At 70.6% G+C, this 25,334-nt stretch carries 32 protein-coding genes and 1 pseudogene; 15 read left to right on the top strand and 18 right to left on the bottom strand.

Annotated features, from left to right (window positions below; genetic code table 11):
- Positions 1-34 precede the first annotated feature (34 nt).
- The 12 genes from GTY67_RS26110 (at position 35) to GTY67_RS26055 (ending at position 10,761) form a co-directional block, all read left to right on the top strand.
- Positions 35-3,280, top strand: a complete 3,246-nt coding sequence (locus GTY67_RS26110) for a hypothetical protein (RefSeq protein ID WP_161280473.1) — start codon at positions 35-37, stop codon at positions 3,278-3,280.
- Positions 3,280-4,134, top strand: a complete 855-nt coding sequence (locus GTY67_RS26105) for a phage tail domain-containing protein (protein ID WP_161280472.1) — start codon at positions 3,280-3,282, stop codon at positions 4,132-4,134. The genes GTY67_RS26110 and GTY67_RS26105 overlap by 1 nt, the downstream gene beginning before the upstream one ends.
- A gap of 16 nt (positions 4,135-4,150) precedes the next feature.
- Positions 4,151-5,191: a hypothetical protein gene (locus GTY67_RS26100; RefSeq protein ID WP_161280471.1), complete on the top strand. Its 1,041-nt coding sequence runs from the start codon at positions 4,151-4,153 to the stop codon at positions 5,189-5,191.
- On the top strand, positions 5,191-6,348 hold the full coding sequence (locus GTY67_RS26095; RefSeq protein WP_161280470.1) for a hypothetical protein: 1,158 nt from the start codon (positions 5,191-5,193) through the stop codon (positions 6,346-6,348). Before GTY67_RS26100 ends, GTY67_RS26095 begins: the two co-directional genes overlap by 1 nt.
- Positions 6,349-6,361: 13 nt before the next feature.
- A complete protein-coding gene (locus tag GTY67_RS26090) occupies positions 6,362-6,829 on the top strand; it encodes a hypothetical protein (protein ID WP_161280469.1) in 468 nt (155 codons plus the stop codon).
- A gap of 10 nt (positions 6,830-6,839) precedes the next feature.
- Complete coding sequence (locus GTY67_RS26085) at positions 6,840-7,364, top strand: hypothetical protein (protein WP_161280468.1); 525 nt, start codon at positions 6,840-6,842, stop codon at positions 7,362-7,364.
- A 2-nt stretch (positions 7,365-7,366) separates the two neighbouring features.
- Positions 7,367-8,275, top strand: a complete 909-nt coding sequence (locus GTY67_RS26080) for a hypothetical protein (RefSeq protein ID WP_161280467.1) — start codon at positions 7,367-7,369, stop codon at positions 8,273-8,275.
- Positions 8,276-8,277: 2 nt separating this feature from the next.
- Positions 8,278-8,544, top strand: coding sequence for a hypothetical protein (locus GTY67_RS26075; protein WP_161280466.1), 267 nt, complete (start codon positions 8,278-8,280; stop codon positions 8,542-8,544).
- Positions 8,544-8,987, top strand: a complete 444-nt coding sequence (locus GTY67_RS26070) for a hypothetical protein (RefSeq protein ID WP_161280465.1) — start codon at positions 8,544-8,546, stop codon at positions 8,985-8,987. The genes GTY67_RS26075 and GTY67_RS26070 overlap by 1 nt, the downstream gene beginning before the upstream one ends.
- Positions 8,984-9,346, top strand: a complete 363-nt coding sequence (locus GTY67_RS26065) for a hypothetical protein (protein WP_161280464.1) — start codon at positions 8,984-8,986, stop codon at positions 9,344-9,346. Before GTY67_RS26070 ends, GTY67_RS26065 begins: the two co-directional genes overlap by 4 nt.
- A gap of 2 nt (positions 9,347-9,348) precedes the next feature.
- Positions 9,349-10,338 carry a hypothetical protein gene (locus tag GTY67_RS26060; RefSeq protein ID WP_161280463.1) on the top strand — a complete coding sequence of 330 codons (990 nt, stop codon included), beginning with the start codon at positions 9,349-9,351 and terminating at the stop codon, positions 10,336-10,338.
- A 246-nt stretch (positions 10,339-10,584) separates the two neighbouring features.
- Positions 10,585-10,761 (top strand): hypothetical protein, encoded by a 177-nt coding sequence (locus GTY67_RS26055; protein ID WP_161280462.1) that lies wholly within the window; start codon positions 10,585-10,587, stop codon positions 10,759-10,761.
- A gap of 54 nt (positions 10,762-10,815) precedes the next feature.
- Here GTY67_RS26055 and GTY67_RS26050 read toward each other — a convergent pair whose 3' ends face one another.
- Both GTY67_RS26050 and GTY67_RS26045 read right to left on the bottom strand, forming a co-directional pair.
- The gene (locus GTY67_RS26050) at positions 10,816-11,145 is read right to left on the bottom strand and encodes a DUF6233 domain-containing protein (protein WP_161280461.1); all 330 of its coding nucleotides are present in this window, start codon (positions 11,143-11,145) and stop codon (positions 10,816-10,818) included.
- A 10-nt stretch (positions 11,146-11,155) separates the two neighbouring features.
- Complete coding sequence (locus GTY67_RS26045) at positions 11,156-11,353, bottom strand: hypothetical protein (protein WP_161280460.1); 198 nt, start codon at positions 11,351-11,353, stop codon at positions 11,156-11,158.
- Between the two features lie 91 nt (positions 11,354-11,444).
- Between GTY67_RS26045 and GTY67_RS26040 the strand changes: the two genes are divergently transcribed.
- Both GTY67_RS26040 and GTY67_RS26035 read left to right on the top strand, forming a co-directional pair.
- Positions 11,445-12,677: a helix-turn-helix transcriptional regulator gene (locus GTY67_RS26040; RefSeq protein ID WP_161280459.1), complete on the top strand. Its 1,233-nt coding sequence runs from the start codon at positions 11,445-11,447 to the stop codon at positions 12,675-12,677.
- Between the two features lie 101 nt (positions 12,678-12,778).
- Positions 12,779-12,994, top strand: coding sequence for a hypothetical protein (locus tag GTY67_RS26035; RefSeq protein WP_237502920.1), 216 nt, complete (start codon positions 12,779-12,781; stop codon positions 12,992-12,994).
- A 361-nt stretch (positions 12,995-13,355) separates the two neighbouring features.
- On the opposite strand, the gene GTY67_RS26030 is transcribed toward GTY67_RS26035, so the two are convergent.
- The 16 genes and pseudogenes from GTY67_RS26030 to GTY67_RS25955 form a co-directional block, all read right to left on the bottom strand.
- A complete protein-coding gene (locus GTY67_RS26030; RefSeq protein ID WP_161280457.1) occupies positions 13,356-13,646 on the bottom strand; it encodes a helix-turn-helix transcriptional regulator in 291 nt (96 codons plus the stop codon).
- 178 nt (positions 13,647-13,824) lie between these two features.
- Positions 13,825-15,279 carry a recombinase family protein gene (locus GTY67_RS26025; RefSeq protein ID WP_161280456.1) on the bottom strand — a complete coding sequence of 485 codons (1,455 nt, stop codon included), beginning with the start codon at positions 15,277-15,279 and terminating at the stop codon, positions 13,825-13,827.
- A gap of 41 nt (positions 15,280-15,320) precedes the next feature.
- Positions 15,321-15,572, bottom strand: a pseudogene (locus GTY67_RS26020) (magnesium chelatase domain-containing protein); the annotation flags it as partial.
- Complete coding sequence (locus tag GTY67_RS26015) at positions 15,572-15,931, bottom strand: YraN family protein (protein ID WP_093693410.1); 360 nt, start codon at positions 15,929-15,931, stop codon at positions 15,572-15,574. The pseudogene GTY67_RS26020 and the gene GTY67_RS26015, both read right to left, overlap by 1 nt.
- 165 nt (positions 15,932-16,096) lie before the next feature.
- Positions 16,097-16,405, bottom strand: a complete 309-nt coding sequence (locus GTY67_RS26010; RefSeq protein ID WP_003965949.1) for a DUF2469 domain-containing protein — start codon at positions 16,403-16,405, stop codon at positions 16,097-16,099.
- Positions 16,406-16,469: 64 nt separating this feature from the next.
- Positions 16,470-16,958, bottom strand: a complete 489-nt coding sequence (locus tag GTY67_RS26005) for an NUDIX hydrolase (protein ID WP_161280455.1) — start codon at positions 16,956-16,958, stop codon at positions 16,470-16,472.
- Positions 16,955-17,701 (bottom strand): signal peptidase I, encoded by a 747-nt coding sequence (lepB, locus tag GTY67_RS26000; protein ID WP_161280454.1) that lies wholly within the window; start codon positions 17,699-17,701, stop codon positions 16,955-16,957. Before lepB (GTY67_RS26000) ends, GTY67_RS26005 begins: the two co-directional genes overlap by 4 nt.
- A gap of 50 nt (positions 17,702-17,751) precedes the next feature.
- A complete protein-coding gene (gene lepB, locus GTY67_RS25995) occupies positions 17,752-18,669 on the bottom strand; it encodes a signal peptidase I (RefSeq protein ID WP_093693407.1) in 918 nt (305 codons plus the stop codon).
- Positions 18,572-19,648: a signal peptidase I gene (gene lepB / locus GTY67_RS25990; RefSeq protein ID WP_161280453.1), complete on the bottom strand. Its 1,077-nt coding sequence runs from the start codon at positions 19,646-19,648 to the stop codon at positions 18,572-18,574. Before lepB (GTY67_RS25990) ends, lepB (GTY67_RS25995) begins: the two co-directional genes overlap by 98 nt.
- Positions 19,641-20,414, bottom strand: coding sequence for a signal peptidase I (gene lepB / locus GTY67_RS25985; RefSeq protein ID WP_161280452.1), 774 nt, complete (start codon positions 20,412-20,414; stop codon positions 19,641-19,643). The genes lepB (GTY67_RS25990) and lepB (GTY67_RS25985) overlap by 8 nt, the downstream gene beginning before the upstream one ends.
- An 83-nt stretch (positions 20,415-20,497) precedes the next feature.
- Positions 20,498-20,848 carry a 50S ribosomal protein L19 gene (gene rplS, locus GTY67_RS25980; protein ID WP_093693404.1) on the bottom strand — a complete coding sequence of 117 codons (351 nt, stop codon included), beginning with the start codon at positions 20,846-20,848 and terminating at the stop codon, positions 20,498-20,500.
- Between the two features lie 129 nt (positions 20,849-20,977).
- The gene (trmD, locus tag GTY67_RS25975; RefSeq protein WP_161280451.1) at positions 20,978-21,799 is read right to left on the bottom strand and encodes a tRNA (guanosine(37)-N1)-methyltransferase TrmD; all 822 of its coding nucleotides are present in this window, start codon (positions 21,797-21,799) and stop codon (positions 20,978-20,980) included.
- Entirely contained in the window at positions 21,799-22,401 is a 603-nt protein-coding gene (gene rimM / locus GTY67_RS25970; RefSeq protein WP_161280450.1) for a ribosome maturation factor RimM, read from the bottom strand. The genes trmD and rimM overlap by 1 nt, the downstream gene beginning before the upstream one ends.
- A gap of 121 nt (positions 22,402-22,522) precedes the next feature.
- Positions 22,523-22,762 (bottom strand): RNA-binding protein, encoded by a 240-nt coding sequence (locus GTY67_RS25965; RefSeq protein WP_003980229.1) that lies wholly within the window; start codon positions 22,760-22,762, stop codon positions 22,523-22,525.
- A gap of 2 nt (positions 22,763-22,764) precedes the next feature.
- Complete coding sequence (gene rpsP, locus GTY67_RS25960) at positions 22,765-23,205, bottom strand: 30S ribosomal protein S16 (RefSeq protein WP_018488710.1); 441 nt, start codon at positions 23,203-23,205, stop codon at positions 22,765-22,767.
- Positions 23,206-23,362: 157 nt separating this feature from the next.
- On the bottom strand, positions 23,363-23,956 hold the full coding sequence (locus GTY67_RS25955) for a hypothetical protein (RefSeq protein WP_018509633.1): 594 nt from the start codon (positions 23,954-23,956) through the stop codon (positions 23,363-23,365).
- Positions 23,957-24,408: 452 nt separating this feature from the next.
- Here GTY67_RS25955 and GTY67_RS25950 point away from each other — a divergent pair, with 452 nt between their 5' ends.
- The gene (locus GTY67_RS25950; RefSeq protein WP_161280449.1) at positions 24,409-25,266 is read left to right on the top strand and encodes an SAM-dependent methyltransferase; all 858 of its coding nucleotides are present in this window, start codon (positions 24,409-24,411) and stop codon (positions 25,264-25,266) included.
- Positions 25,267-25,334: the final 68 nt, after the last annotated feature.

The raw sequence follows: 25,334 nt of genomic DNA, 5'->3' as shown, positions 1-25,334 counted from the left end.
TCCATGCGCCGCACCTGACGGGAGGTGACCGCACATGTCCGATGACCCGGACCTCACAGGCAACATCCGGCTCAACCTGACCCCACTGATCAACGGGCTGCGCTTCGCGCAGGCGGTCACCCGCCGCCAGATCCGCAACATGGTCCGCGACGCCAACCGGTCGCTCAACGACCTGGACACCAGCGGCATCCGCAACCGGCTCTCCACCATGGCCAGCGGCATCAACCTGGGGCCGATGGTCTCGGGTATCGGCCGGGCGGTCGGCGCCGCTGGGCGGCTCGCCGCACCGTTTGCCGCAGCGGGGGCCGCCGTGGGCAGCATCGTGCCGCTCCTCGCCGGGGTGCTGTCCGCGCTGGCGCAGATCGCCCCGGCTGCCGGGCTCGCCGCGACCGGTGTGCTGGCCGTCGGGCTCGCGGCCGGGGCCCTGAAGATCGGCATGATGGGTGTCGGCGACGCCCTGAAAAACGCCTTCGACCCCGAGTCGGCGGAGGCGTACGCCGAATCCCTGAAGCGCCTGGCCCCGGCTGCGAGGTCGTTCGTCGAGACGATCCGCGGCCTCGGCCCGCAGTTCGACAAGCTCAAGCTGCGCGTCCAGAGCAACTTGTTCGAGGGCCTCGGTAAGTCCCTGAAGCAGACCGCGAAAGCGGCTGGCCCGGACCTGTCGCTCGCGCTGACCACGTCAGCTGGTGCCCTCAACCGGATGGGCCGCCAAGTCCTCAACACGGCCACAGGGCTGGCGAAGAACGGGACGCTCGGTAAGGCCTTGGACTCGGCCACCACCGGCCTGTACAACCTGATCCCGCTTCCGGCCACGATCGTGCAGGGCCTCATCCAGGTGGGTGCGGCGGCCGGTCCGGCGTTCGAGCGGCTGACGAAGCGGGGCGGCAGCGCACTGGACCGCCTGTCCGCGCGGATGACCCGCGCGTTCGAATCCGGGGCGATGGAACGGGCGATCGAGAGGGCGATCGGCCTGCTAGGCCAGCTCGGCCGTGTGATCGGCAACGTCGTCGGGATCTTCGGGAACCTGTTCAAGGGCGTCACCGCGAGCGGCGAGGGGCTGTTCAGCACCCTGGAGACCATCACCGGTTCGCTTCGTGAAGCGACCGGGACGGACGGGTTCCAGCGGGCGCTGCGGGCTTTGTCGGACACAATGCGGGTGGTCGCGACGACGGTCGGCCCGCTCCTCGGGCAGGCGCTCGCCGTACTTGGTCCCGTTGTTGAGGCTCTCGCCCCGCCGGTGCAGCTGCTCGTGACCGCGCTCGGCGCCGGGCTGGGCCGGGTCCTGACCGCGCTCGGACCTGTGCTGTCGGCGGCGGCCGGAGCCGTCGGGGATCTGGTCATCGCGCTGCTGCCGATGGTCGACGTGGCGGCCGATCTGATCGTGGCCACCCTGCCCGCGCTGCTGCCGCTCCTGTCGGCCCTTTCGGCGATCTTCGTTGCGGCGGCCCCGTTCGTGCAGCAGCTGGCGTCGAACCTCTCCGCGCAGCTGGTGCCGGTTCTGGCGTCGCTGGGGCCGATCCTTCAGCAGGCCCTGCCCAGCTTCGTGCAGTTGGCGGAGACGGTCCTGCCACAGCTCACCCAGATCCTCGCCGACGCGGCCCCGTACCTGACGCAGATGGCGGTGCAGCTCGCCGAGCTCGCCATTGCCGTCGCCCCGGTGACGTTCAAGATCCTGGAACTGGCGACAACGGTCAGCGGGAAACTACTGCCGATCCTCGGCCCGTCCATCGTCGGGATCATCATGATCCTGGCCGGTGCGCTGGAGGCGTTCGCGCACGTCATCACCGGGTACGTGCTGCCCGCGCTGCGGGTCCTGGGCGCCTTGCTGAAGGGCGATTTCAGCAAGGCGGGGCAGCTCGCCGGGCAGGTCTTCGCGACCCTGAAGGCGGACGTCACCACGGCCATCACGACCACGGTGGCTGGGGTGCTGTCCGCGGTGGGCGAGCTGGTCGCCGCGTTGCCGGCCCGGGCGCGGTCGGCGGCGGCCGGGTTCCTACTCGGCCTCGTGCAGATGGGTACGCGGGCGGTTGCCGAGGTGGCGTCGCTGCGGTCCCGGATTCCCGGGGCGCTGGGGAACCTTGGCGGCGTTCTTGTCGGTGCTGGCGCCTCGCTGATCACTGGTCTGATCTCGGGTATCCAGTCGAAGATCGGTGCGGTGCGGTCCAAGCTCGGTGAGCTGACCAGCATGATCCCGGACTGGAAGGGGCCGAAGCGGAAGGACGCCACGCTCCTCACCCCAGCGGGCCGGTCCATCATCATGGGCCTGATCGACGGGATCACGGCCACGACGCCGCGCCTGAAGTCGACGCTCACCTCGATCACGAACCGCATTGAGCGGGCCATCGAGATCAACAAGACCAACAAGAAGAAGGTCCCCGGCCTGGCCGCCCTGCTGAGCCGGGTGGAGAAGGACAACAAGCGGCTGCTGTCTCTGGCGAAGGCCCGGGACAAGGTCGCCGCCTCGCTGAAGACGGCGCAGAAGAAGCTGGACGACATCGTGTCCGCGCGCGCGAAGAAGGGCGCGGACATCCAGGCCGGCATCCTGGGTGAGGCCAACATCACCACCGGCTTCAGCCTGGTCAACTCCGTCACCGCGATCACGGTGGGGCTCCAGGTTGCGGTGAAGAAGGCCCAGGAGTTCGGGGCGAACCTGGCCAAGCTGAAGAAGGCCGGGCTGCGGTCCGACCTTTTGGGTGACACCGCGGATGCCGGTGTCGATGGGGGTGCGGCCACGGCGGCCGCGCTCTCGAAGGCCACCCCGGCGGAGCTGAAGCGCATCAACGAGTTGCAGGCGCAGCTCGCAAAAACGGCGTCGAAGACCGGCACGACTGTGGCGGGTGCTCTCTACGACTCAGGGGTGAAGGCGGCCCAGGGTCTGGTCGACGGGCTGAAGAAGCAGCAGAAGGCGATCGAGAAGCAGATGACCGCCATCGCCAACGCGATGGTGAAGGCCATCAAGAAGGCCTTGAAGATCAAGTCGCCGTCGCGTGTGTTCATGGGGATCGGCGAGATGTCCGGGGCCGGTCTCCGGGAGGGGATGCTGCGGTCCCGGCAGGCGGTGGCCTCCGCGTCCGCGTCGATGGCGCGCGCTGCCGTGGGGGCCGCTGACGTGGCGTCCCGAGCCATGTCGACCATCCCCGCCCCTGGCCAGCTCTCGGCCGCATACGCGGGCGCTGGCGGGGACACGACGAACAACTTCTACCTCCAGGGCGGCGACGCCACCCCGGACGGCATCCTCCACGCCCTGTCGTGGGACGCCCTCGTCGGACGGAGAGGCTGATGGCACAGCAGCGAATCGGCCGCATCCAGTGGGGCACCCTCACCTTCGGCCCCGGGTCCCGGTACCACGTCACCGCGATCGAGGGCCTCGACGACATGCCCGACATCCGAGCCGACGACATGGACCGCCCCGGGCAGCACGGCGACTACACCGGCCCCGACACCACCGGGCCCCGGGGCATCCAGATCGGCCTCGGACTCCGGGCGGACACACCGGACGAACTCCGCGACCTCACGCTGGCTCTGCGCGCGGCGACGCAACCGCAGAGCACACCGGCGCCGATGCAGTTCCTGGACCAGGACGCCCTCGTCTACGGCAAGATCCGGCGCCGGTCGATCCCATACGACGCCGAGAACTTGTGGCGCACCGGGACCGCCGCGCTGGAGCTGTACTGCGCCGACCCGTACCTGTACGGGCTGGACGAGCGGTCCACGTCCACGACGGCGTACTCCCCGGCGGCCGGCCGCACGTACCCGCTGGTGCACCCCCGGTCGTACGGGGCGCCGGGCCAGTCGGGGCGGATCACGGCGTACAACCGCGGCGACAGTCCTGCCTATCCGGTGCTGCGGCTGGACGGGCCGGTCGCGAACCCGACGATTGAGCAGGTGAACACCGGGTCCGTCATCACGGTGGACGCGGTGCTTCAGGAGGGCGAGTACCTCCTGATCGATACGAGGACCCGGGCGGTCCTCTACATGGGGACGAGTCCGCGCCGGTCGTGGGTGCGGGCCGGGTCGCGGTGGCCGCTGCTCCTGCCCGGGTCGAACGAACTGGCATACCGGGGGTCGGCGTTGCCGGGTTCTCCGGGGCAGCAGTCCCTGCTCACTGCCACCTGGCGCGACACCAGCCTGTAGAGGAAGGAGGCCAGCGATGGCCGTCATCAACCCCCCGGCGTGGCAGCAGGCCCCGTCGTACCCGGCACGCAACGACCGATTGGCGCTCAGCGGGCTGCTCGGATATCCGGGGAACCCGTCCGACGAGGCGTCCCCGATGCGGGTACGTTCCGGGGTGAAGCCCAGCTACCAGCAGTACCAGCTGAAGGTGCGGGCTGCGGGCACCCCGAACATGACCGTGATCGTCTCCGGCGGATTCGTCATCGTGGACCAGCGGGACACCGGCGGGCAGGGCGTGTACGTCTGCGCGAATGACGGCGACGTCACCTTGTCGGTGGCGCCTGCGGGCGGGGCCGGCCAGTACCGGAAGGACACAGTTGTCGCGTCGGTGTACGACGCGGAGTATGCGGGCTCGGTGTCGGAGTGGCGGCTGGAGGTAATCCAGGGGCCGTACGCGGCATCGGCCGGGGCGACAGTGCGGGGCACTCTGCCACCGAACTGTGTGCCGCTGGCGGACCTGGCAATCGGCCCGTCGCAGACCAGCGTGGCGGCCGGGAACATCACGGACGTCCGGGTGTACACGGTGGCGTCGGGCGGGATTCTGCCAGTGGCGTCGTCGGTGACTCCGGCCCGCCCGCACCCGGGGCAGGTGTTCTACCAGACGAACCTGGACGCGTTCGTCTACGGCAAGCAGGACGGGACGACGGCGGCGCTGGTGCCGAAGGCCACCGCGTGGGCGCCGATCGTGCTCTCCGGGTCGTGGGCGGCCACGGGCCTGACGGGCGATGGGACACCCTCCGCGCGCATCACCCACGACGGGGTCCTCCAGCTGTCCGGGCTGATGACCGGTGTGGCGGTGAACCCCGGGGCCAACGCGTCGGTGGGCACCATCCCGGCTGCTCTGATCCCGTCGATGACGTACTGGGTGCGCGGCGTGGCCAGCACCAGCGTCGCCCAGAACTACGCCCGCCTGGCCGTGAACCCCAGCACCGGGGCGATCGTCCTGACGAACGGCTCCGTGGCCATCACTGCCGCTGGGTGGGTCCAGCTCGACGGCGTGCTGGGGAGGGCCAACTGATGCCCGATGGCGGCCACACCTACACGTACCTGTTCTGCGACCTCCTCACGGACGAACTCCTCGCAGAGCTGCCGATGTCCGACGTGCGGTACTCCACCGAACTGAACGGCATCGGCACCCTGTCGGGGACGATCCCGTACTCGGACGAGACGCTGTCGCTCGGCCCGGATGCTGCGTCGGTCCCGTCGCGCACATCCCTGTACGTGGACCGGGACGGGGTCATCGTGTGGGGCGGCATCGTGTGGACACGGGAACTGGCGCAGGGCGGCAAGCAGATCCAGGCCGCCGAGTTCCTGTCGTACTACGAGAAGCGGCACGTCAAGCAGACCCTGTCCACGGACACCAGCGTCATCCTGAACCCGGCCTACGTGCCGACAGGGCAGCGCCTGTACAGCGATCAGAAGTACATCGTGTGGTCGTTGCTCCAGTACGCGCACTCGCAGCCCGGCGGAAACATCGGGGTGTCCACCGCCCAGCTCACGGCGCCGGCGCACGGTGTGGCCCGGTCGGTCACGTACTTCGGGTACGAGCGGCCCCAGATCTACAAGTCCATCGCGGAACTCGCGGCCGCGGACAACGGGTTCGACTTCGGCATCGACGTGGGCTGGAACCCCGTCGCGGGCAACATGCCGCCCACCCGGTACCGGCGAGCCATGACGTGGTTCCCACGCCGCGGCCGGGCCGCTGCCGACTCCGGGCTGGTGTTCTCCAAGGGCGGGCCCGGCTCGTCGATCCTCGACTACACGTGGCCGGAGAACGGTGTCGACATGGCCACCGAGGTCACCGGCCTCGGGGACGGCACCGGCGAAGCGAAGGTGCAGGCGGTCGCGCAGGACACGGACCTCCTCGCCTCCGGGTGGCCGCTGCTGGAATCGGTCACCTCGTACGACGGGGTCATCGACCAGGCTCAGTTGGACGGGCTGACGGCGGCCGAGCTCACGGCCCGGGGCAGTGCGCAGGTGCAGCCGGTGTTCGAGGTGAGCGCGGACAGCGACCCCCAGTTCGGCAGCTACAGCGTGGGCGACGAAGCCCTGTTCGTCATCGACCCCGAGCCGCGCACACCGGTCGGCCGGGAGGGGGTGCTCCGCATCATGAGCATCGAGGTGACCGCCCGGTCCGGGCCGGAGCGGGTCCGGCTGACGTGCGGGGCGGTGTGACATGCCGCAGCGCGTGAGGGACGTGAGCTTCCCGGCCCGGCTGGCCCGGCTGGAGGAGGAGGTGGCGCAGCTGCGCCGGTCGGGTGCGGAGCGGGACGAACTCCCGCTGTATCCGACGGCGTTCACCGCGCTGGCGTTCTCCGATGCGACCGCGTTCACGACCCTGTGGGAGACGACGTTTGCCCCGCGGACTGCGGGGTTGTCGATCGGGCTGGCGCTGGTCGGCGACCAGGTGGCCAGCGTGAACACGGGCGGGGCCTGGCAGTTGCTGCTGGGCGGGGCGGTGGTGTGGTCCGGGTCGGTGGTCGCGAACTACACCGTCCAGTACGCCGCGACCACCCTTGATCTTTTGCCGTACCGGGGCACCCAGGAGGTGCTCTTGCAGATCCAGACCCGCCGTACGGCGGGTGCCACGACGGGCGGTCGGAACGGGAACGGCGGCTCGATCGGCCTGTCCCCGCGATTCGCCCGCATGCTGTGAACGGAGCACTATGACGACGACGTTGAGCCCTGCTGAGCCGCTGATGTCGGAGACGCTGGAGTCCACGGCGATTCCCGTGGACCTGCCGTCGGATACGTACCGGATGTTGTACCGGGTGGTGACGGGTCCCCTGTCGCCGGGGGATGCGCTGGATATCAGCGGGGATGCCCGGGTGACGAACGACTGCGGGTACCCCGGTGGCACCCGCTACACGATCGGTGTGGGCTGGCATCTGTGGGCGTACAGCTACACCGACCCGGCCCGGTCGGCTGGCCCGTGGTGGCGGGTATCCCACCTGATGGGCGACAACGTGGACCCGACCCGGCATCACATGCCGCTGCACATCGGCCGCTGGTACCGGGTGCCGGACGACTGGCCGCCGGGTCACCGGATGGTGATCGTGCTGCGTGCGGACGCGCACAGCACGGCGTGGAAGGCGAACGGCGGCAAGGACACCCTGGCCGTCGATGCGGGGTACGGGCAGCTGGTCGTCCGCCCCTGGTGCAGGACTCCCAACACCCCTGTGGAGGCATGACGATGGCCAGAACTGGGCCGCAGAAGATCCCGGGCGCGTCGCAGGCGTACTTCTACGGGACGGGCCGTTACTCCGGCTCGGACATGGAGGTCAACTGCGGCGTTGCCCACACCACCGAGGGCCGCACTGTGCCCACCTATGGCGGCGGAGCGCAGGCCCCGACCGTCACCGGGCTGCCGGACTTCAAGGCTAAGAAGATCCGTTGGTACCAGCACTACGACGTTGACGAGTCGGCGCGCGCCCTGATGAACAAGCTCGGCGGCGTCGAGACGAACACGGCGAACGTCTTCCAGATCGAACTGGTCGGCACCTGTGACGCGAAGAACGCGAAGACGTGGGGCGGGAAGACGTCGGGCGTCGACTACATCTACTGGCCGGACGCCCCGGAGTGGGCGCTGGCCGAGGTGGCGTGGCTGGTGCGATGGCTGCACGACTACCACCGTGTGCCGCTGACCTGCGTGAAGGACTGGCTGGCCTACGGCAAGGACTCCCGCCGCCCCGGGGTGACCCCCGCTTCCTACGGGGCGAGCCCGGCACGCATGTCGATGTCGACGTGGCGGACCTTCACCGGGTGGTGCGGCCACCAGCACGTCCCCGAGAACGACCACGGCGATCCCGGCTCCATGGACTTTGCCCGGGTCATCGCCCTGGCGAAGGGCGACACCAAGACGAACCCCCCGAAGGAGGACGACGTGGCTCTCAGCGACGCCGACGTGAAACGGATCGCGGACGCGGTCGTCGACCGGCTCCTGTCGAAGGACACGTTTGACGCACCGAAGGACAGCGCGAACTACTCGCCTGACCCGAAGTCGTCAGCGCACTACTGGTCCGGCCGGACCCTGTTCGGCGACCTGATCAACAAGGTCCGGGCCATCGACAAGAAGCTCACCGCACTCACCAAGGAGAAGTGACCATGACCGATCCTCTGCTGCCCACCGCTGAGACGGTGGTCAAGACCGCGAAGACGTACGCCCGCGACCTGGCCGAGCGGACCCTGGCGACGGCCATCGTCGCCGCCGGTGGTGTCGCCGTCGCGGCTGGCCCGGCGGACATGTTCTCCGCGTCGTTCTGGGAGACGATGGCGGCCGCCGGGATAGCCGCGGCCGGGACGCTGCTGAAGGGCATGGCCGCGCGGGCGTTCGGCGCGAGGAACTCTGCGTCGCTGGCCAAGGGCGTCTGATGCGCGCGGCGGCCCGGTGGCTCAGGATGCAGCTGGGCCGCCGCGGGCAGATCCTCTTGATCCTGGGCATCGGCAAGGTGTGCTGGGGAACCGGATTCATCGTGAGCCCCCAGCAGGACCCGGCCGGGCTCCGGCTCCTGACCGACCGGTGCAGCCTCGCCTCCTGGGCCTGGCTATGGATCGGCGCCGGGGTGGTGTGCATCGCCTCGGCGTTCGTCCGGATCGGCCGGGACTGGCTCGGGTTCCTTGCCGCCCTGGCCCCGCCGTCCGTATGGGCGGTGGCCTACCTCTTCGCCGTTCTCACCGGCGACTACGCGCGGGGCGGGTTCGTCGCCGCGTGGTATCTCACCTCGCACGTCGGGGTCATCATGTGGGCTGCCACGGTGCCGGAGCACTCCGTCCCCTCACCACCGTGGCGGGCCCGGAAAGGCAAGGCCCCGTGACCATCACGGAGATCGTTGCGTTGCTGGGGGCCGGTGGCACGTTGCTCGGGGGCGGCGGGTTCTTCGTGGCCCGCGCCACCGTGAGAGCGGCGCAGGCTACCGCTCGCGCCAATGAGGCGGCGGCGCGAGCGGCGGCGGCCCCGGGGCTGGAAGCCGAGAAGTTCAAGGTGTTGCAAGCGACCGTGGCCCGCGTCGACGAGGAGAACGGCTCGCTTCGGGGCCGGCAGTCGCGCTTGGAGTCGGTTGTCCGGGCGTTCGCGTGGACGGCTGACCGGTGGGCGGGTCAGATGCACCGCGCTGGGATTGAGCCGGAGGCTCCGCACCCGCTGGTGGATGAGTACAACCGAACTGGAGTGTGACCATGGCCTTCCCCGAGGGGATCGAGACGGTCGTCCTGACCGGGCACCAGCATCTGGCCGATGGTGACGGGAGCCCGCTGCCCGTGCGCGTACGGCCGACGCCACGGCGCGTCGTCTCTTCGGTGCACGGCGTCGTCGTCGATGACGGGTGGGTCGTCGTCACCGCCGACGACGCAGGTGAGTGGCAGGTTGAGCTGCTGGCGACGGACGCGGAGGGGTGCACGCCGACGGGGTGGACGTACCGACTGGAGACGGGCGGCGACGCCCAGCACATCATGCTGCCCGCCGAGCTGGGCACGGTGGACATCGCGGATCTGCTGCCTGCTGGGGAGGACGGTGGAACGTACGTCCTCGTTCCGGGGCCGCCAGGCGACGACGGGATGGATGGCGAGGACGGGGCGCCGGGGGCGAGCGCGTACGACATCGCCGTGGCTGGCGGGTACGCGGGCAGCGAGGCGCAGTGGATCGCCTCCCTCAAGGGCGCGAAGGGCGACAAGGGTGATCCAGGGGTGCAAGGCCCACCCGGCACCCCGCCCACCGGCGACACCGTTGGCGTCACCCGCACCGTCGACAAGCCGGTGGACGAGCAGGTCGTCAGCAGCCTCGTCCTCCAGGACGACGACCACCTCACCATCCCCGTCACCGCCGGGGGCCGATACGCCATCGACGCCATGCTCGCCGTGGACGGTGACCCCGCCGCCGACCTCCTCCTCACCATCGCCGCCCCGCCCGGATCGTCCGGCTACTGGACCCCCGGCGCCATCACCCTCGGCGTGTCCGACGGCACCGGCTCCATCCGCCTCACCCGGTACGCCCCGGGGCAGTCCATCGGCGTCGGCATCACCGCCGTCGGCCTCATCGTCGCCCCACTCGGTTCGATCACCGCCGGGGCCAACGGGGCGATCACCGTGCAGTGGGCACAGAACGTGGCGACGGGCACGGCGACGGTGTTGCGCGCGGGGTCGTGGCTGCGGCTGGCCCGAGTGGCGTGACCCACGTCACGGGCCGTGCGTGCCTGGGGAGCCGTGCGGCCAGCCCGCCCACGCCATGCTCGCCTCATGACTCAGTCTTCGCCCAGTGATGCTCTCATCGCGATTTCTCAATCCTGCGCCCCTGGCTGTCGGTTTCCCGCGTGGGTCGTACCCAGTCGCAGCGGCCATCTGGTCGGGCTCGTCAGTGAAGTACCTGCCGATCCGTGGCGTCCGTGGCAGATACAGCATGTCGTCCGCGCGAACACGGTGGCCGAGCTGGTAGGCGCAGGCCTGGTCGAACTCGGGAAGCTGGAGCCCGTACCCGAGTACGAGGGCTCCCAGCGAGGGCTCCGCTGGAAGCAGGGCCGTACCGGGCGGCGGCTGTCGGTCACCGAATCGGGGCGGGCCGTGGGGGGCTCCCGGCTCCCGCTTGACCTGCCTTGACCGAGACCTGGCCCCGTTACCACGGCGGCAGGGGGCCCTCCGTCATGCCTTGGGTCAGAGGCCGAGCTCGGTGTCCGGCCGGCAGAAGGCGCACGCGGTGACGCCTTGGGCGAGTGCCTCGCGCGCCTGGTCGACGGTGGCCGTACGCTGCCGCCTCTGCCCGGCCATCGTGCAGCCGGGGGCGTGGACCTCCTCGGGGCGCCCGTTCTGGGTGAGGCCGATGGTCCACTGCGGTTCGGCGGCTGCGCGCCGTGCTGCGGCCGCCTGTTGCTCGGCTTGGCGCTGCTCCTCGTCAGCGATCCAGCGGTCGATCTGGTCGACTTGCTGGACGGCGATGCGGCGGGCGAACTGGAGCATGGCCAGCCGGGACGGTTCTTCGTGCACATGTTCGAGCCTAGCTCTCCGGGTGCCGCACCGCCCTCTTCAGGGCCGCCTCCACCTGGTACCGGGACACCCCGGCCGCCGCGGCGTGCTCGCGTACGGCCTGCTGCACGGCGTCCGCCGACTCCACGGTCAGCCGGCCCTCCTGCTGCTCCGCCCACGCGGCGGACTCCAGGTCGATCAGGTGCTGGGGGAGGTCGATGTCAGCCATGGCCGGATCGTACGACCGTGCGCACTCCCAGCTGCCACCGGCCCGCCGTACCCTGGCACCCACGGCACCGGCCAGACGGAGGGGCACCACGATGGACGCAGACCTCACCACCGGAGAGCGGATCCGCGCGCTGCGCGAGAGCCGCGGGATGTCCCGCCCGGTCCTCGCCGAACTCTGCGGGCGCGGCGTCGAGTGGCTGAAGAAGATCGAGAGCGGCGAGCGCGAACTCACCTCGCACCCGCTGCTACTGCGGCTTGCCGCCGCGCTCCAGGTCGCGGACCTCTCGGTCATCACCGGCACGGACACCCCAGCTGCCGCCGCGCAGGCGGCCCCGCTCGGCCGGCTCTCCCACCCGGGGATGCCGGACATCTGGGCCGCCGTGATGACGCGCAGCCTCACCCCGTCCTCGCCGGAACCGGTTGATCCGGCCGCGCTTCAGGGGCGGGTGGACCAGACGTGGCGCCTGTGGCATACCTCGGGCCGGAACCGTACCGAGGTTGGGGCGCTGCTCCCCGGGCTGATCCGGGACGGGGAGTACGCCGTGCGGTCGCTGGACGGGGGCGACCGCCGCCGGGCGCAGGTCGCCCTGTCGGACGTGTACCGGTTGACGGGGCAGGCGACCGCGTACGTTGCGCCGGCCGAGCTGGCGTGGGTGGTGGCTGACCGGGCGCTCGCGGCGGCGCAGTCGGCGGACGCCCCGGCGGCCATAGCGGCAGCGGCCTGGAACCTGGGCAACATCTTGCGGGAGACGTCGTACCCCGAGGAGGCGCTACGGGTGGTGGAGGAGGCGGCCACCTTGATCCGCCCGCACCTGGATGGGGCGCCGGACGACTGGCGGGGCGTGTACGGCGCGCTCCAGCTCCACGCGGCGGTGACCGTGGCACGGGAGGGCCGTGAGGGCGACGCCTGGCGGTACTGGGAGGCGGGCGACCAGATCGCGAAGTCTCTGCCGCAGAACTACCTCCACCCATCGACCGTCTTCGGCCGTGCCAACGTCGACTTCCACGCCGTCAGCGTGGCGACCGACCTGCGGAAGTCTCAGAAGGCCCTCGGCCTGGCCGACGACATCGACCCCGACGTCATGCCCTCACGCGAGCGTCGGGCCCGCCTATGGGTGGAGGTTGCTCGTGGGCACCTTCAGCGCGGGGACCGTACGGCCGCGCTGCACGTGATGCAGATGGCGCACCGCATCGGCGCCGAGACCGTCGCGTACACCCCTTCGGCCCGGTCGGTGGCCGCGGACCTGTGGCGGTCAGCGCCGCGCGCACTGCGCCCGGAGGCGTCGAAGCTCGCCGTGGACGTGGGCATCGCTACCGCCGGGTAACAGGTACAGGTTGGGACACAGGTACAAGTTGTACCTGTTCTCCCTCGCCAGGCCCCTTACGGTGACGGCTCGTCTTCCACATAGGGGGCCTGATGTCCGTCATGACCTGGCACGCTTCGCCGCAGCGCGCGGCGTTACCGACCGGCGACCCGACCACTGGAGAGGTGCGCGTCCCGGTCGCGCTGTACGACCTCGATCGTCTCCAGGGTGAGGTGCAGCTGGTGCTTTCCCGTTCGGAGGCGGAGGCGCTCCGCGACCGGCTGGACGTGCTCCTTGCGGGCACCCTCGTTCCGGTCCCCAGCGGAGGTGCGCGATGAGCGGGCAGGTGCAGGCGCAGCAGGCGACCGGGGAGGCCGCCGCGCAGGCGGCCTACTCGGCCTTCATCCGGCACGCTCAATTGTGTGCTCCGTGCCGTACGACGGGCGCGGACTGCGAGACTGCGGCGCAGCTCCGGCAGACGTGGCGGGATGCCCGTAAGGCGGCGACACCGTGAGGTGCGATCGCTGCGGCAGGATCATCCCCGAGGGCGAGGCTGAGCGGGTGCTCGTCCACAACGGGTCCGCCGCCGGGTCGACCGTCGTCCTGCACCGGGGCGGCTGCCCTCGACCCCGTACGAGCCCGAGGTCGTATCCGACCGAGGGCCGCTGATCTCCCGCCCGTACCGGCGGCCGGCGGCGGTCACGGTCCGGGCGGGCCGGGCGGCTCCCGCCCGTCGCGAGGCGGGGGCCGCTCCTCACGTACGAGATCAGCCAGCGGGACACCGATCGCGTCGGCGATGAGGATCAGGCTGTCGATGAGAGCGGCGCTGTGGCCTTGTTCGATTCGGTTGTACGTCGCCCGGTCCATGCCGATGCGTAATGCGGTCTGCTCCTGGGTGAGCTTCGCCTCCTGGCGTGCGGCGCGAATGCGGTCTCCGATGGCGCGGCGGCGGGCGATTACCCAGGTGGGCGGCGGTACGGAGCGTGGCACTCCACCACGCTCTGCCCCTCATGATCGAATGTATGTAGGGCAGAAGCCACACTTCTAAGGCATGCTGTGCTTACTCAGGGGTAAGAACCTGAGATCCCCACAGAGCGGCCGCCTCCGCATTGCCCGCCAGGCTGCGGAGAACGGCCAGCGGCGCCCCCGCCTCGACGCGGGGGCGCCGTCACTTCCAGTCGATGCGCAGCGAGTCCGGGTCCCAGTACCCACCGCCCGGCTGTCGCCCCTTCTTCGCTGGCAGGATCGTCACCGTCATCACGTAGGCAAGCACCGCGCGCCGCCGGGACAGATCCATCCCTGCCCAGACCGCATCAATATCGGCAGCCCCTACCAGAGCGGCAGCCGGGTTCACCGTCACGGCGCGGGACAGGGTCTTTTCAGCGGCCTCAAGGCGGCTCCGCGCCGAGACGGTGGCCACCTTGTACGACCGGAGGTCCAGGTCGCCGGACCCGAGCGCGCTGGCCAGCTCATCAAGAGTGGCGCGCGCCTCCCGCATGTCCCGCTGCGCGCCAAGGACATCAACCGGGTCCTCCTCGCGGGCGGCGAGCCACTCTGCCGCGTCAGGCTGGGCAAGCCGATTGAGCAGAGCAATCTGGACGATGTCGTCGACCTGCTCGCGCTGCCGGGACATGTGCTTGCGAGCCCGGCAGGTGTACGCGCCCCAGTAGCGGGTCTCTGATCCGGGGTTGCGTGAGTTCGAGGTGCACGCCCGCATCGTGGTCCCGTCGGCGCACCGCCCGCACAAGTAGAGGCCACTGCCGAGATACTTACGTTCGTTGCCCGGCGAGAGCCGCCGCGCCGGGTCTGTGAGGATCGCGCAGACGCTGCGCCAGGTCGGCTCATCCAAGGGCGCTGGCCACCGCCCGGGGCCTACCTCTTCCCCCCGGTGGGTGACGATGCCCGCGTTGCGGGACCGCAGGAGCATTCCTCGAACCTCGGGCCCCTCCCACTGGCTCCCGGTGCTGGTGAGGATCTCGCGGGCCACCCATCCTGCCGCGAGGGAACGCAGTGACGCCCCCGCGAGAACCGATCGGGCGGCCTCCCGGATGCAGTCGAACTCGAAGTCGATGGGCGTCATGCCATCGACCTCCCAGCCGAACGGGCGGCGCCCGCCGAAGTGCTGACCCTTCGTGGCCATCTCGTCGCGCTTCCGGCGCTGCCTCTCGACCATGCGCTCTACCTCGTACCGGGCCTGCACGCCGAGCTGGCGGGCGATCATCCGTCCGGTTGCGGTAGTGAGGTCCAGGTGTCCGGCCTTGACGGTGCGCGTCTCAATGCGGAGAGGCTCGCACACGTCGATGTACTCCTCCAGCTCGGCCGGGGAGCGGTGCAGCCGGTCGGTGTGCCAAGCCAGGACGGTGCCTGCGTGCCCGTCTCGCAGGTCCTGAAGCATCCTCCGGTAGCCGGGGCGGGGCTTGCCGCTATAGGCGCTCAGGTCGTTGTCCTCGTACACCTCAACAACGTCGAGGCCGAGCTGCTCTGCGAGCTGTTCACAGTCCTCGCGTTGGCGGGCGACTCCGAGGCCGGCGCCTTCTCGGTCGCTGCTGATGCGGCAGTAGATGACAACGCGCCGGTCGATGCTGGCCGCAACGTCGATGGCGCCGCGGAGGTTGGGGCTCATGGCCCTACCCTGGCACGTTAGAAAGGCTCTTCGCAGGGTTTCGCTAGGTCGAAACCCGAACCGCTCTTGGGGACCGAGGCCGGGGAGAGCCCGACCGTGAGCTTCTTCTGCGGCCACTCGGCCCCGGAGTTGACCACCGCGGCCCGCACCCGGTCCCGGCTCTCGATCAGGCTCTTGTCCGGCAGCCCGACCAGCGTGAAGGCCGCCACCCCGGGCTCCAGGTCCGCCTGGACCTCCACCACCACGCCCTCGACGCCGACCAGCGCCACGGAACACGCTCGTGCGTACCCCATCAGGACACACCCCGCGCGTGCTCGGTGACGGGGGCGCCGCGCCGGGGCACGATCACCCCGACCAGGTCGATCCGGACCCCGCCGGCCGGTGGTCCGCCGTGCTTCTCCAGCCAGATCTCGGCGAGCCGTCGCAGCCGGTCCGCCTTGACCGGGGTGACCGCGGCCATGGGATGTTCGAAAGTGTCCGACCTGCGGGTCTTCACCTCGCAGAAGACCAGAGCGTCGCCGTCCCTGGCGACGATGTCGACCTCTCCGGCACGACAGCGCCAGTTGCGCGCGATCACGGCCATTCCGGCATCGGTCAGCAGCCGTGCCGCCAGGTCCTCGCCGTACCGCCCGAGTGCCCCCCGTGCGTTCATCTCTCCACCACCTCCGGCACCGACTCTGGCCCGGCCGGACGGAAGTTGTGGATCTTGGTGGATAACTTCCCGGATGTGGAAAACCCGGCCACCCACACGGGTGACCGGGTCCACCACCACATCTCGCACGAGTCGGCGGCCCCGTGACGTACGGGCCGCGCGGGGTCAGCCTCCCGGAAGTTCCAGATCGCTCTTGTTGAGCTCTTCGATATTGACGTCCTTGAAGGTCAGCACGCGGACCTGCTTGACGAACCTCGCGGGCCGGTACATGTCCCAGACCCAGGCGTCCGCCATGGACACCTCGAAGAAAACCTCACCCTGGACGGAGTGCACCTGCATCTCGTAGTCGTTGGTGAGGTAGAAGCGCCGTTCGGTCTCGATCACATATTTGAACAGACCGACGACATCGCGGTACTCCCGGTAGAGCTTCAGCTCCATCTCGGTCTCGTACTTCTCGAGGTCCTCGGCGCTCATGGCATGTTTCCCCTTCAGCCGTGCGTCCCCCCATTGTGCGTCAGCCTTCGGCGCCCCCGGACGATCAGGCGATCTCGGGGGCGAGGACCAGCGGAACACGCGGGGGACCCTCGTCGAGGAGCGTGCGCAGCAGCTCGGCGAGTCTGGTCGGGTACACCGTCTCACGCGCCGCGAGAAGTTCGGCGGAAGTCCACCACCTCAGACCGGCGACGCTGCGCAATTCGAGTTCGGTGAGCCCCTGGGGGTCGGTGGCGGTCTGGGCCGTACGGGCGAGGAAGTACCACTCGTCCTGGTCCCAGCGCCGCCCGTCGAACGGGAAGGAGCAGATCCGCTTCCACAGCACCGGGCCGAGCTGGATGTCGGTGATGCCGGTCTCCTCGGCCAGCTCGCGGCGGGCCGCCTCCTCGCGGGTCTCGTCGCCCTCCAGGCCGCCGCCGGGCGTGAACCACCAGTCGTCGTCCGGGTGGCCCGGCTCGTGGCCGTGGACCAGCAGGATGCGGTCGTCGGGGTCCAGGAGCACCACGCGGGCGACCGGGCGTAGGGGGCCGGTCATCCGGCGGCCCGCCCGCGGCGTGCGGAGCGGGCGGCGATGGGCCCGTACGCGGCTCCGCCCAGGATGAGGACCACGCCCACCAGCACAGCCCCCACCTGGAGCGGGAGCGGGCCGTCGGCGGAGACCCCGCCGGGCAGCGCGGCGAACGAGTCGGGGCGGCCGATCATGCCGTTCATCGGCCAGGCCACCGCGTCGACCCGGGCCTGGACGGCGCTCAGGGGTACGGAGCCCCCTCCGGCGTCCTCCAGATGGACCCGGGAGTCCAGGGAGGTGGACCGCTCGTCGCCGAGGAGGAATATCTGGCCCTTCGGCACCTTGGCGGAGAAGTCCTGCGGCGAGGCGGGCGCCCGCGTCCCCGCGGCGGCCGGGCCGCGGTGGATGTACGGCTCCTCGACAGGGGTGCCGCCGACGGTGAGCCGGCCGTCCTTGTCGCAGCAGGCGACCGTGTCCCCGCCGACGCCGACCACGCGCTTCACCATCGGGGTGTCGCCCCAGACGCTGTCGGTGAAGACCACCACGTCACCGCGCCGGACATCGGCGCCCGCTATCCGCTCCGCGAGCACCCGGTCGCCGGCGTTCACCGTGGGCGACATGGAGTCGGTGGGGACGGCGTACGGCTTGTAGACCACCGCCGCCCAGAGGAACCCTCCGAGGAAGAGCACACAGCCGACGGCCACGGCCAGGCCCGACACCATGGTGCCGGTCCGGCCGCGGCCGTCGTCCTCGCGTTTCGTACGGCTCATCCCAGCGCTCCCCCATCGGAGATCGACAATCGCTGATCCGAGTCGGCACCCTACCCGGCGGTACGCCCGGTGGTCAGCCTCCTGCGCCGCCAGAACACGAGGGGCAGCGCTCCGGCCACTCCCAGTGCCGCCGGGGCCATCGCGGCGGCCGCGTTCAGACCGGGCTGGTCGAACGTGCTGGGGATGGGCAGGGTCGCCCAGCGGCCCACGGGCCACGCGACGACGATCGCCCGGCCGACGACCTCGTCGTTGGAGACGGTGCCCTGGCCGGGGAGCTCCTGGTGGTAGCGGGAGTCCAGGGAGTTCTGCCGGTGGTCGCCCATGACGAAGATCCGGCCCTCCTCGACCTTGATCGGGCCGAAGGGCTTGTCGTTGCACGGGGTGTTCCCCGGGAAGATGAACGACTTCTCGTCGAGTGCCTTGCCGTTGACCGTGACCGGCCCGTTCTCCTTGCACTCGACGGTGTCGCCGCCGACCGCGATGACCCGCTTGATCAGGTCCTTCTCCTCGGACGAGGGCATCAGACCGATGAAGCTGAGGAACTTCTGCGCCACGTTGGGTTCCGGGGTCGCGGTGTCCTCCAGCCAGCCGCCCGGGTCGTGGAAGACCACCACCTCGCCGCGCTCCGGCTCGGAGCCGAACCAGGGGGTCAGCTTGTCGACCAGCACCCGGTCGCCCCGTTGCAGGGTGTTCTGCATCGAGTCCGAGGGGATCGAGAACGCCTGGATCAGGAACGTCTTGATCAACAACGCCAGAATCAGCGCGATACCGACGAGCAGCGGCAGCTCCATCCAGAAGGAGCGCTGCCTCCGGGGAGGCCTGCCACCGCCCGGGGTGCCGTCGCCGTCACCGTCGCCCGGACCACCGCCGTCACCCTCCGGCGGGACCGCCGCCCCGCCCGCGGGAGACTCGTCGCGCTCCGGCCGGTCCTCGGGTTCGTCGTGTCCGGATCGTGCGCCGACCGCCAAATCCCCCACATCCACTCCTCAATACGTGCCACTGCCCGCGCCCCATCCGGCGCAGGCCCACCACTCCCATAACGAGCGGGAGTTCCGCAGGGGTCGGGAGCCGGACCATTCCGTCGCGATCCGGTGCGGCAACCCTATGCGACGGCCCCGGAACCGCCGCCTCCGATCCGCTCGCGCGGGCCACCGCGGCGAAGGCCTCGCGCTCCTCCAGGGTGGTCCAGTTGGAGAACGGCCAGGCGATCACGACGGCCCGCCCCACCACCTCGTCCTCGGAGACCGTGCCCTTGTCGGGCTCGTCGAGGTGGAAGCGGGAGTCGGCGGAGTTGGACCGGTGGTCGCCCATCATGAAGAGGCGTCCCGCCGGGACCTTCACCTCGAACTGCAAGGTGGAGGGCCGGTCGCCGGGATGCAGATAGGGCTCGGTCAGCGGTACGCCGTTGACGGTGACGCGGCCGTCGGTGCCGCAGCACTTCACGGTGTCGCCGCCGACGGCCACCACCCGCTTGATCAGGTCCTGCTCGTCGTCGGAGGGCAGCAGGCCGATGAACTTCAGCGCCTCGGTGGCCTGTTTGACGCCGATGGGCGGATCCTCCTTGTCGGTGGCGTTCTCCTGCTGGAGCCAGCCGCCGGGGTCCTTGAAGACGACGACGTCCCCGCGCTGCGGCTTCGACCCGAAGTTCGGGGTCAGCTTGTCCACCAGGACGCGGTCGCCGATCTTGATGGTCTGCTCCATGGACCCGGACGGGATCACGAACGCCTGGACGAGGAAGGTCTTCAGGACGAGCGCGATCAGCAGCGCCAGCACGATGAGGACCGGTATCTCCTTCACGGCGGACCTGCGGCGCTTGCGCCGGACCTTCTTGGCGAGCCTGCGGCGCTCGGCCCGGGTCGGGAGCGAGCGGGGCGTGGTCGGCCGGCTCCCGGTCGGCAGCGGGACGTCGTGGGCGGGGGCGCCGCGCGGGCGCCCGCGGTTACCCATGCGCCCTGCCGGGTGCCCGTACGCCGTCGAAGGCGCCGGTCCCCTCCAGGCCGCCGGTCCGGGCGGGCGGCCACCCCAGCCAGTCCACCCGGCCGATCACCTTCTCGACGGGGACCATCCCGCCGCCGGGCGATCCGAGGTGGTCCCGGGAGTCGCTGGAGCGGCTGCGGTGGTCGCCCAGCACCCAGAGCGTGCCCTGCGGCACCACGATGTCGAACGGGGCCTCGGAGGCGGTGTCGCCGGGGTGGAGGTACGTCTCGTCCACCACCGCCCCGTTCACCTGGAGCCTCCCCCGCGCGTCGCAGCAGACGACCCGGTCGCCGCCCACGCCCACGACGCGTTTCACGAAGTCGGTGTCGGGGGGCTCGGCGAGGCCCAGGGAGGCGGCCGCCCCGCGTGCCAGCGCGGCCACCGGGTTCGCGTCGAGGTCCTCCCGTACGAAGGAGCCCGTCCCGTCGAAGACCACGACGTCCCCGCGCCGGGGCTCGGCGTCGAAGCGGTACGCCAGCTTGTTGACGAGCACCCGGTCCCCGACCCGCAGGGTGGGCTCCATGGAGCCGCTGGGGATCAGGAAGGGCTGGACCACGAAAGCGCTGACGAGCAGCAGTACGGTCGCGCCCGCCACCCCCGCGACGAGGATGCGCCGCCGCCAGGGCCGTACGGCCGCGACAGCGCCCCGGACACGCGAGAAGCGCGACCCCTCCTCGGACCCGGCACGGGGTTCCGAGGAGCGATCGCGCTCCGAGTGCTCTGCTTGCGTGTCCATCGCGGCCGAATCCTATCCGGCCGCGCTGTGGACACCAGAGGGTGCCTGACCGGTCACACCGGCGAGGTGCCCCTGGGAGCAGTTCAGTTGTCGCGCTTCTCCTTGATCTTCGCGGCCTTGCCGCGGAGCTCACGGAGGAAGTACAGCTTGGCGCGACGGACGTCACCGCGGCTGACGAGCTCGATCTTCTCGAAGATCGGGCTGTGCACGGGGAAGGTGCGCTCGACGCCGACGCTGAAGGAGACCTTGCGGACCGTGAAGGTCTCGCTGACGCCCGAGCCCTGGCGGCGGATGACGATGCCCTTGAACTGCTGGATACGGGAGCGGTTGCCCTCGATCACTCGCACGTGGACGTTGACGGTGTCACCGGGGCGGAACGCCGGGAGGTCCGACCGGAGGGTGGCGGCGTTGACGCCATCGAGCAGGGAAGACATGAGTTCTGCTTTCTTCGCCGATGCCACAGGTCATCGACGGGATATCGAGAGGAGTTCGGAGTGCTGATCGCGTCGGGCGGGCGTCTTTCCCCCTGTGGCAGGGGCGCACGCCGGACGTACAGCAGCGGCCTATTCTTCCACGGCGGGGGGCCTGCGCCAAAATCGGCCGCCGGGCTCCGGGGCGAAGCCGAGGATGGAGAGGATCTCGCGGTCCTTCTTGTCGAAGGCGCCCGCCTCGCACCTCTCGATCAGATCGGGCCGGTTGAGGGCGGTCCGGGCGAAGGCCTGGTCCCGCCGCCAGCGGGCGATCTTCCCGTGGTGGCCGCTGAGCAGGACGTCCGGGATCCCCCGGCCGCGCCACTCGGGCGGCTTGGTGTAGACGGGGCCCTCCAGGAGGTTGGCCATCGCGCCCGGGGCGAAGGAGTCGTCGCGGTGGGACTCGGCGTTGCCGAGGACGCCGGGCAGCAGCCGGGCCACAGCCTCCGTGATCACCAGGACGGCGGCCTCCCCGCCGGCCAGCACGTAGTCGCCGATGGAGACCTCGACGACCGGGATCCGGGTGGCGTACTCGTCGATCACCCGGCGGTCGATGCCCTCGTACCGGGCGGGGGTGAAGAGCAGCCAGGGCTTGGCGGAGAGCTCCACGGCCAGTTCCTGGGTGAAAGGGCGGCCGCTGGGGGTGGGCACGACGAGGACCGGGGCGTGCGCGCCGGACTCGTACCCGTCGGCCAGCGCCTCGTCCAGCGCCTCGCCCCAGGGCTCGGTCTTCATGACCATGCCGGGGCCGCCGCCGTAGGGGGTGTCGTCGACCGTGTTGTGCCGGTCGTACGTCCACTCCCGCAGGTCGTGGACGTGGACGTCCAGGACCCCGCGGGCGCGGGCCTTGCCGACCAGGGAGACGTTGAGCGGGTCCAGGTACTCGGGGAAGATCGTGACGACGTCGAGTCGCATCAGGCGTCGTCCTTCGGCGCCTCGCCGGACTCCTCGGCCGCGCCCTCCTCGGGCTCCGCCTCCTCGTCGCGGGAGGAGACCACCACGGCCTCGCTCTCGTCGATCAGGCCGGGCGGCGGGGTGATGACCGCGCGCTGCTCCTCCAGGTCGATCTCGCTGACGATCTCCTCCACGAAGGGGATCATCACCTCGCTGCCGTCGGGGCGCTCCACGATGAAGAGGTCCTGCGAGGGCAGGTGGGAGATCTCGGTGATCCGGCCGATCTCCGTACCGTCGGCGAGGACGACGTCCAGGTCGATGAGCTGGTGGTCGTAGAACTCGTCCTCGTCCTCGGGCAGCTCCTCCGGGTCCACGTCGGCGATCAGCAGGGTGTTGCGCAGGGCCTCGGCGCCGGTGCGGTCACGCACGCCCTCGAAGCGGAGCAGCAGCCTTCCGCTGTGCACCCGGCCCGACTCGATGGTCAGCGGGCCGGTGGCCGCCGGGTCGGTGGCCAGGACGGCACCGGGCCCGAGCCGCAGCTCCGGCTCGTCCGTTCGTACCTCGACGGTGACCTCGCCCTTGATGCCGTGGGCGCGGCCGATCCGCGCAACTACCAACTGCACGCTGTTCTCCGATTGATGGGGTGGGGACCCGGCCTGTCGCGGGAGCGCCCGGGGTGGCCGACGACAAAGGCCGGGGACGGCTCGAAAGCCCTCCCCGGCCCTGGCCGGTGTTCAACTGCGGTCAGCGGACCTGGTCCACGTCGACGAGGTCGACCCGGATCCCACGGCCGCCGATGGCGCCCACGACGGTCCGCAGAGCGCGAGCGGTGCGGCCGTTACGGCCGATCACCTTGCCGAGGTCGTCGGGGTGGACCCGGACCTCCAGCACGCGCCCGCGGCGCAGGGTGCGCGAGGCCACCTGCACGTCGTCGGGGTTGTCGACGATGCCCTTCACGAGGTGCTCGAGAGCCTCCTCGAGCATGCTCAGGCCTCGGTCGACTCGGTGGACGCGGCAGCGTCAGCCGCCTCGTCCGCCTTCTTGTCGGACTTCTTGGCCTTGGGGGTGATGGCCTCACCCTTGGCCTCGTCGCCGTCCGCGGACAGCGCCTCGAACAGGGCACGCTTGTCAGCCTTGGGCTCCGGCTGCAGCAGCGGCGCGGGGGCCGGGAGGCCCTTGTGGGCCTGCCAGTCACCGGTGAGCTTCAGGATCGCGAGGACCGGCTCGGTCGGCTGGGCGCCGACGGACAGCCAGTACTGCGCGCGCTCCGAGTTGACCTCGATGCGCGAGGGGTTCTGCACCGGGTGGTACAGGCCGATCTCCTCGATGGCCCGGCCGTCACGGCGGGTACGGGAGTCGGCGACGACGATGCGGTAGTGAGGCGAACGGATCTTGCCCAGACGCTTCAGCTTGATCTTGACTGCCACGGAAGTGGTGTCTCCTGGTCTCTGACGTGGTTGGGCACAACTAGATGCCACGTGGGGTTGCGGTACTCGGAGTGCCCGATGGACGCGTCAGCCGGAGGAGAGAGGGGTCCTGTGCGACTGTCGAGTACAGCTAGCCATTGTGCCACACCACTTCGGCTCACCCCACCGCGACCGCCGCTTCCGGAATCTGGAACGGCTTGCCGCAGCCACCGCAGACGATCGGGGCCTGGGCCAGGACCGACGGGACGACGCGGACGTTGCGTCCGCAGTCGCAGACGGCCTTCACGCGGACCCCGCCCCCGGAGGAGCCGTGCCGGGCGGCAGGGCCTCTGAAGGAGCGCTTGGTGTCGGCGGCGGTGGCGACCGTGTGCGCCTTGAGGGCGCGCTGGAGCCGTTCGGTGGTCGGGCGGTACCGGCGCTTGGCCTCAGGATTCAGCGTGACCAGCGAGAATCCGCTGCTGGGGTGGGGCTCCTCGGCATGGTCGAGGCCCAGCTCCTCGGCGATCGCGAGGAAGCGTCGGTTGTGGTAGCGGCCGGCGCGGGAGGTGTCTCGGACTCCTCTCGCGGCGGCGATGCCGTGGACTGCCTCGTGGAGCAGTCGCTCGAAGGAGAGCTCGGCGCCACAGGCGGACGAGGACTCTCCGATCAGGGACTCGGGCGCGGCTAGATCGGGCAGCTCGGGGTGGTACCGCTGAATGTCGGCCCACGCCTGTGCCAGCTCTGCGGCAAGTACAGGTGGTGTCGTGCTCACGTCGTGACAACGAGTCCGAGTGCCGTGGTGTTCCTATTCCGGGGCATCCCAAATAATTTGCACGTACCAGTCAGTTGCTCGTGATGTGCCCTGGATGCGTCCGGAGGCGGGCGGGTGCGCCGAACTGCGGAGAAGACGCACAGCTCGCACCAAGGTGGTGCACAGCGCGCGGTACGCCCGGCGCGCGGGATGTGCGGTGCGCCGGCGCCCGGCGCCACTTACGGGTCCGCCGCAGAGGTTACCCGGCGGGCCGTTCGACGTGCCCGGTGCCCGGTGTCGGGTAAGACTGATTCGGAGAGGCGCACGACCGGGGCACGCAAACAGTGCCCCACAACCCCTGGACGGAACGGCGGATGCGCAGTTCTCTGGCATACGGGGGGGTGCGGACATACGCATACGGGGGGCCGTCCACTCGGGCAAGATCGACCTCTTGGCGGATTGGGGCGCTTTCCATGACACCAACGCTCGTCCGGAACCTCCGGGACGCGGATCCCTCCGCGCCGGCGGACGCCGGTACCCGTGCCCGCGACTGGGCCGAGATCCAGGAACGCATGCTGGCACCGCTCTACGAGGCGGTGTACGACCGGCTCGAAGTCGGACCCGCCACCCGGATGCTGTCGCTCGGCTGTGGCTCCGGGCTCGCCCTGCTCGTCGGGGCGGCCCGGGGGGCGCAGGTGACGGGTGTGGACTCCGACCATGAGCGGCTGGCGCTGGCGCGTGTACGGCTGCTGCCCGACGAGGGCGCGGAAGGTGCGCCCGCGCACCGGGCCCGGCTGCACGAGAGCGGGCTCCCGGCGGGCGCCGCCGCCGACGGGGCACCGTACAACCTGATCACCGTGTTCGAGCCGATCGGCTGCGCGGCCGGTGACTCCGAGGGGCTGGTGCCCGCGCTGGAGTCGGCGCTGCCGCTGGCGGCCCGGGGCGCGACGGTGGTGCTGACCGGGTGGGGGCCGCCGGAGCGGTGTGCCACGGCGCCGGTGCTGCGGGTGGCGGCCCGGCTGACGGAGTCCGCGCGTCCGCCGCGCCCGGGCGGGTGGCGGCCGACCCTCCGGGACGATCTGGAGGACGTGGCCGCGCGGGCGGGGCTGAAGCCGGACGGTTCGGGGCGGGTCTCCTGCCCCTTCGGGTACGCGGACCCGGACAGTGCGGTACGCGGTCTGCTGTCGACCGGCCTCTTCGACGCCGCCGTACGGGCCACCGACCGCTCCCAGGTGGAGAAGGAGGTCGCGGAGGCGCTGCATCCCTACCGGCGCCCGGACGGCACGGTGTGGATGCCGAACGTCTTCCGCTACCTGGTGTGCACGACGTGAACTGAAAGAGGCCGTCGCGAACGCGCGTAAGGGGCGCCCTCTCTCAAGGGCGCCCCTTACGCATGCCT

Origin of the sequence: Streptomyces sp. SID8374 (genome assembly GCF_009865135.1) — a bacterium.
In the GTDB taxonomy this organism is placed as follows: Bacteria; Actinomycetota; Actinomycetes; order Streptomycetales; family Streptomycetaceae; genus Streptomyces.
Note: the sequence above shows the minus strand (reverse complement) of the source record. Positions and strands in the feature narration are given on the sequence as shown.

Excerpts from the sequence above, each read along its gene's own strand:
- GTY67_RS26110 (WP_161280473.1), top strand. The coding sequence starts at position 35 with ATGTCCGATGACCCGGACCTCACAGGCAACATCCGGCTCAACCTGACC.
- GTY67_RS26105 (WP_161280472.1), top strand. The coding sequence starts at position 3,280 with ATGGCACAGCAGCGAATCGGCCGCATCCAGTGGGGCACCCTCACCTTC.
- GTY67_RS26100 (WP_161280471.1), top strand. The coding sequence starts at position 4,151 with ATGGCCGTCATCAACCCCCCGGCGTGGCAGCAGGCCCCGTCGTACCCG.
- GTY67_RS26095 (WP_161280470.1), top strand. The coding sequence starts at position 5,191 with ATGCCCGATGGCGGCCACACCTACACGTACCTGTTCTGCGACCTCCTC.
- GTY67_RS26085 (WP_161280468.1), top strand. The coding sequence starts at position 6,840 with ATGACGACGACGTTGAGCCCTGCTGAGCCGCTGATGTCGGAGACGCTG.
- GTY67_RS26080 (WP_161280467.1), top strand. The coding sequence starts at position 7,367 with ATGGCCAGAACTGGGCCGCAGAAGATCCCGGGCGCGTCGCAGGCGTAC.
- GTY67_RS26075 (WP_161280466.1), top strand. The coding sequence starts at position 8,278 with ATGACCGATCCTCTGCTGCCCACCGCTGAGACGGTGGTCAAGACCGCG.
- GTY67_RS26070 (WP_161280465.1), top strand. The coding sequence starts at position 8,544 with ATGCGCGCGGCGGCCCGGTGGCTCAGGATGCAGCTGGGCCGCCGCGGG.
- GTY67_RS26060 (WP_161280463.1), top strand. The coding sequence starts at position 9,349 with ATGGCCTTCCCCGAGGGGATCGAGACGGTCGTCCTGACCGGGCACCAG.
- GTY67_RS26045 (WP_161280460.1), bottom strand. The coding sequence starts at position 11,353 with ATGGCTGACATCGACCTCCCCCAGCACCTGATCGACCTGGAGTCCGCC.
- GTY67_RS26040 (WP_161280459.1), top strand. The coding sequence starts at position 11,445 with ATGGACGCAGACCTCACCACCGGAGAGCGGATCCGCGCGCTGCGCGAG.
- GTY67_RS26035 (WP_237502920.1), top strand. The coding sequence starts at position 12,779 with ATGACCTGGCACGCTTCGCCGCAGCGCGCGGCGTTACCGACCGGCGAC.
- GTY67_RS26025 (WP_161280456.1), bottom strand. The coding sequence starts at position 15,279 with ATGAGCCCCAACCTCCGCGGCGCCATCGACGTTGCGGCCAGCATCGAC.
- GTY67_RS26015 (WP_093693410.1), bottom strand. The coding sequence starts at position 15,931 with ATGAACGCACGGGGGGCACTCGGGCGGTACGGCGAGGACCTGGCGGCA.
- GTY67_RS26010 (WP_003965949.1), bottom strand. The coding sequence starts at position 16,405 with ATGAGCGCCGAGGACCTCGAGAAGTACGAGACCGAGATGGAGCTGAAG.
- GTY67_RS26005 (WP_161280455.1), bottom strand. The coding sequence starts at position 16,958 with ATGACCGGCCCCCTACGCCCGGTCGCCCGCGTGGTGCTCCTGGACCCC.
- lepB (WP_161280454.1), bottom strand. The coding sequence starts at position 17,701 with ATGAGCCGTACGAAACGCGAGGACGACGGCCGCGGCCGGACCGGCACC.
- lepB (WP_161280453.1), bottom strand. The coding sequence starts at position 19,648 with ATGGGTAACCGCGGGCGCCCGCGCGGCGCCCCCGCCCACGACGTCCCG.
- lepB (WP_161280452.1), bottom strand. The coding sequence starts at position 20,414 with ATGGACACGCAAGCAGAGCACTCGGAGCGCGATCGCTCCTCGGAACCC.
- rplS (WP_093693404.1), bottom strand. The coding sequence starts at position 20,848 with ATGTCTTCCCTGCTCGATGGCGTCAACGCCGCCACCCTCCGGTCGGAC.
- trmD (WP_161280451.1), bottom strand. The coding sequence starts at position 21,799 with ATGCGACTCGACGTCGTCACGATCTTCCCCGAGTACCTGGACCCGCTC.
- GTY67_RS25965 (WP_003980229.1), bottom strand. The coding sequence starts at position 22,762 with ATGCTCGAGGAGGCTCTCGAGCACCTCGTGAAGGGCATCGTCGACAAC.
- GTY67_RS25950 (WP_161280449.1), top strand. The coding sequence starts at position 24,409 with ATGACACCAACGCTCGTCCGGAACCTCCGGGACGCGGATCCCTCCGCG.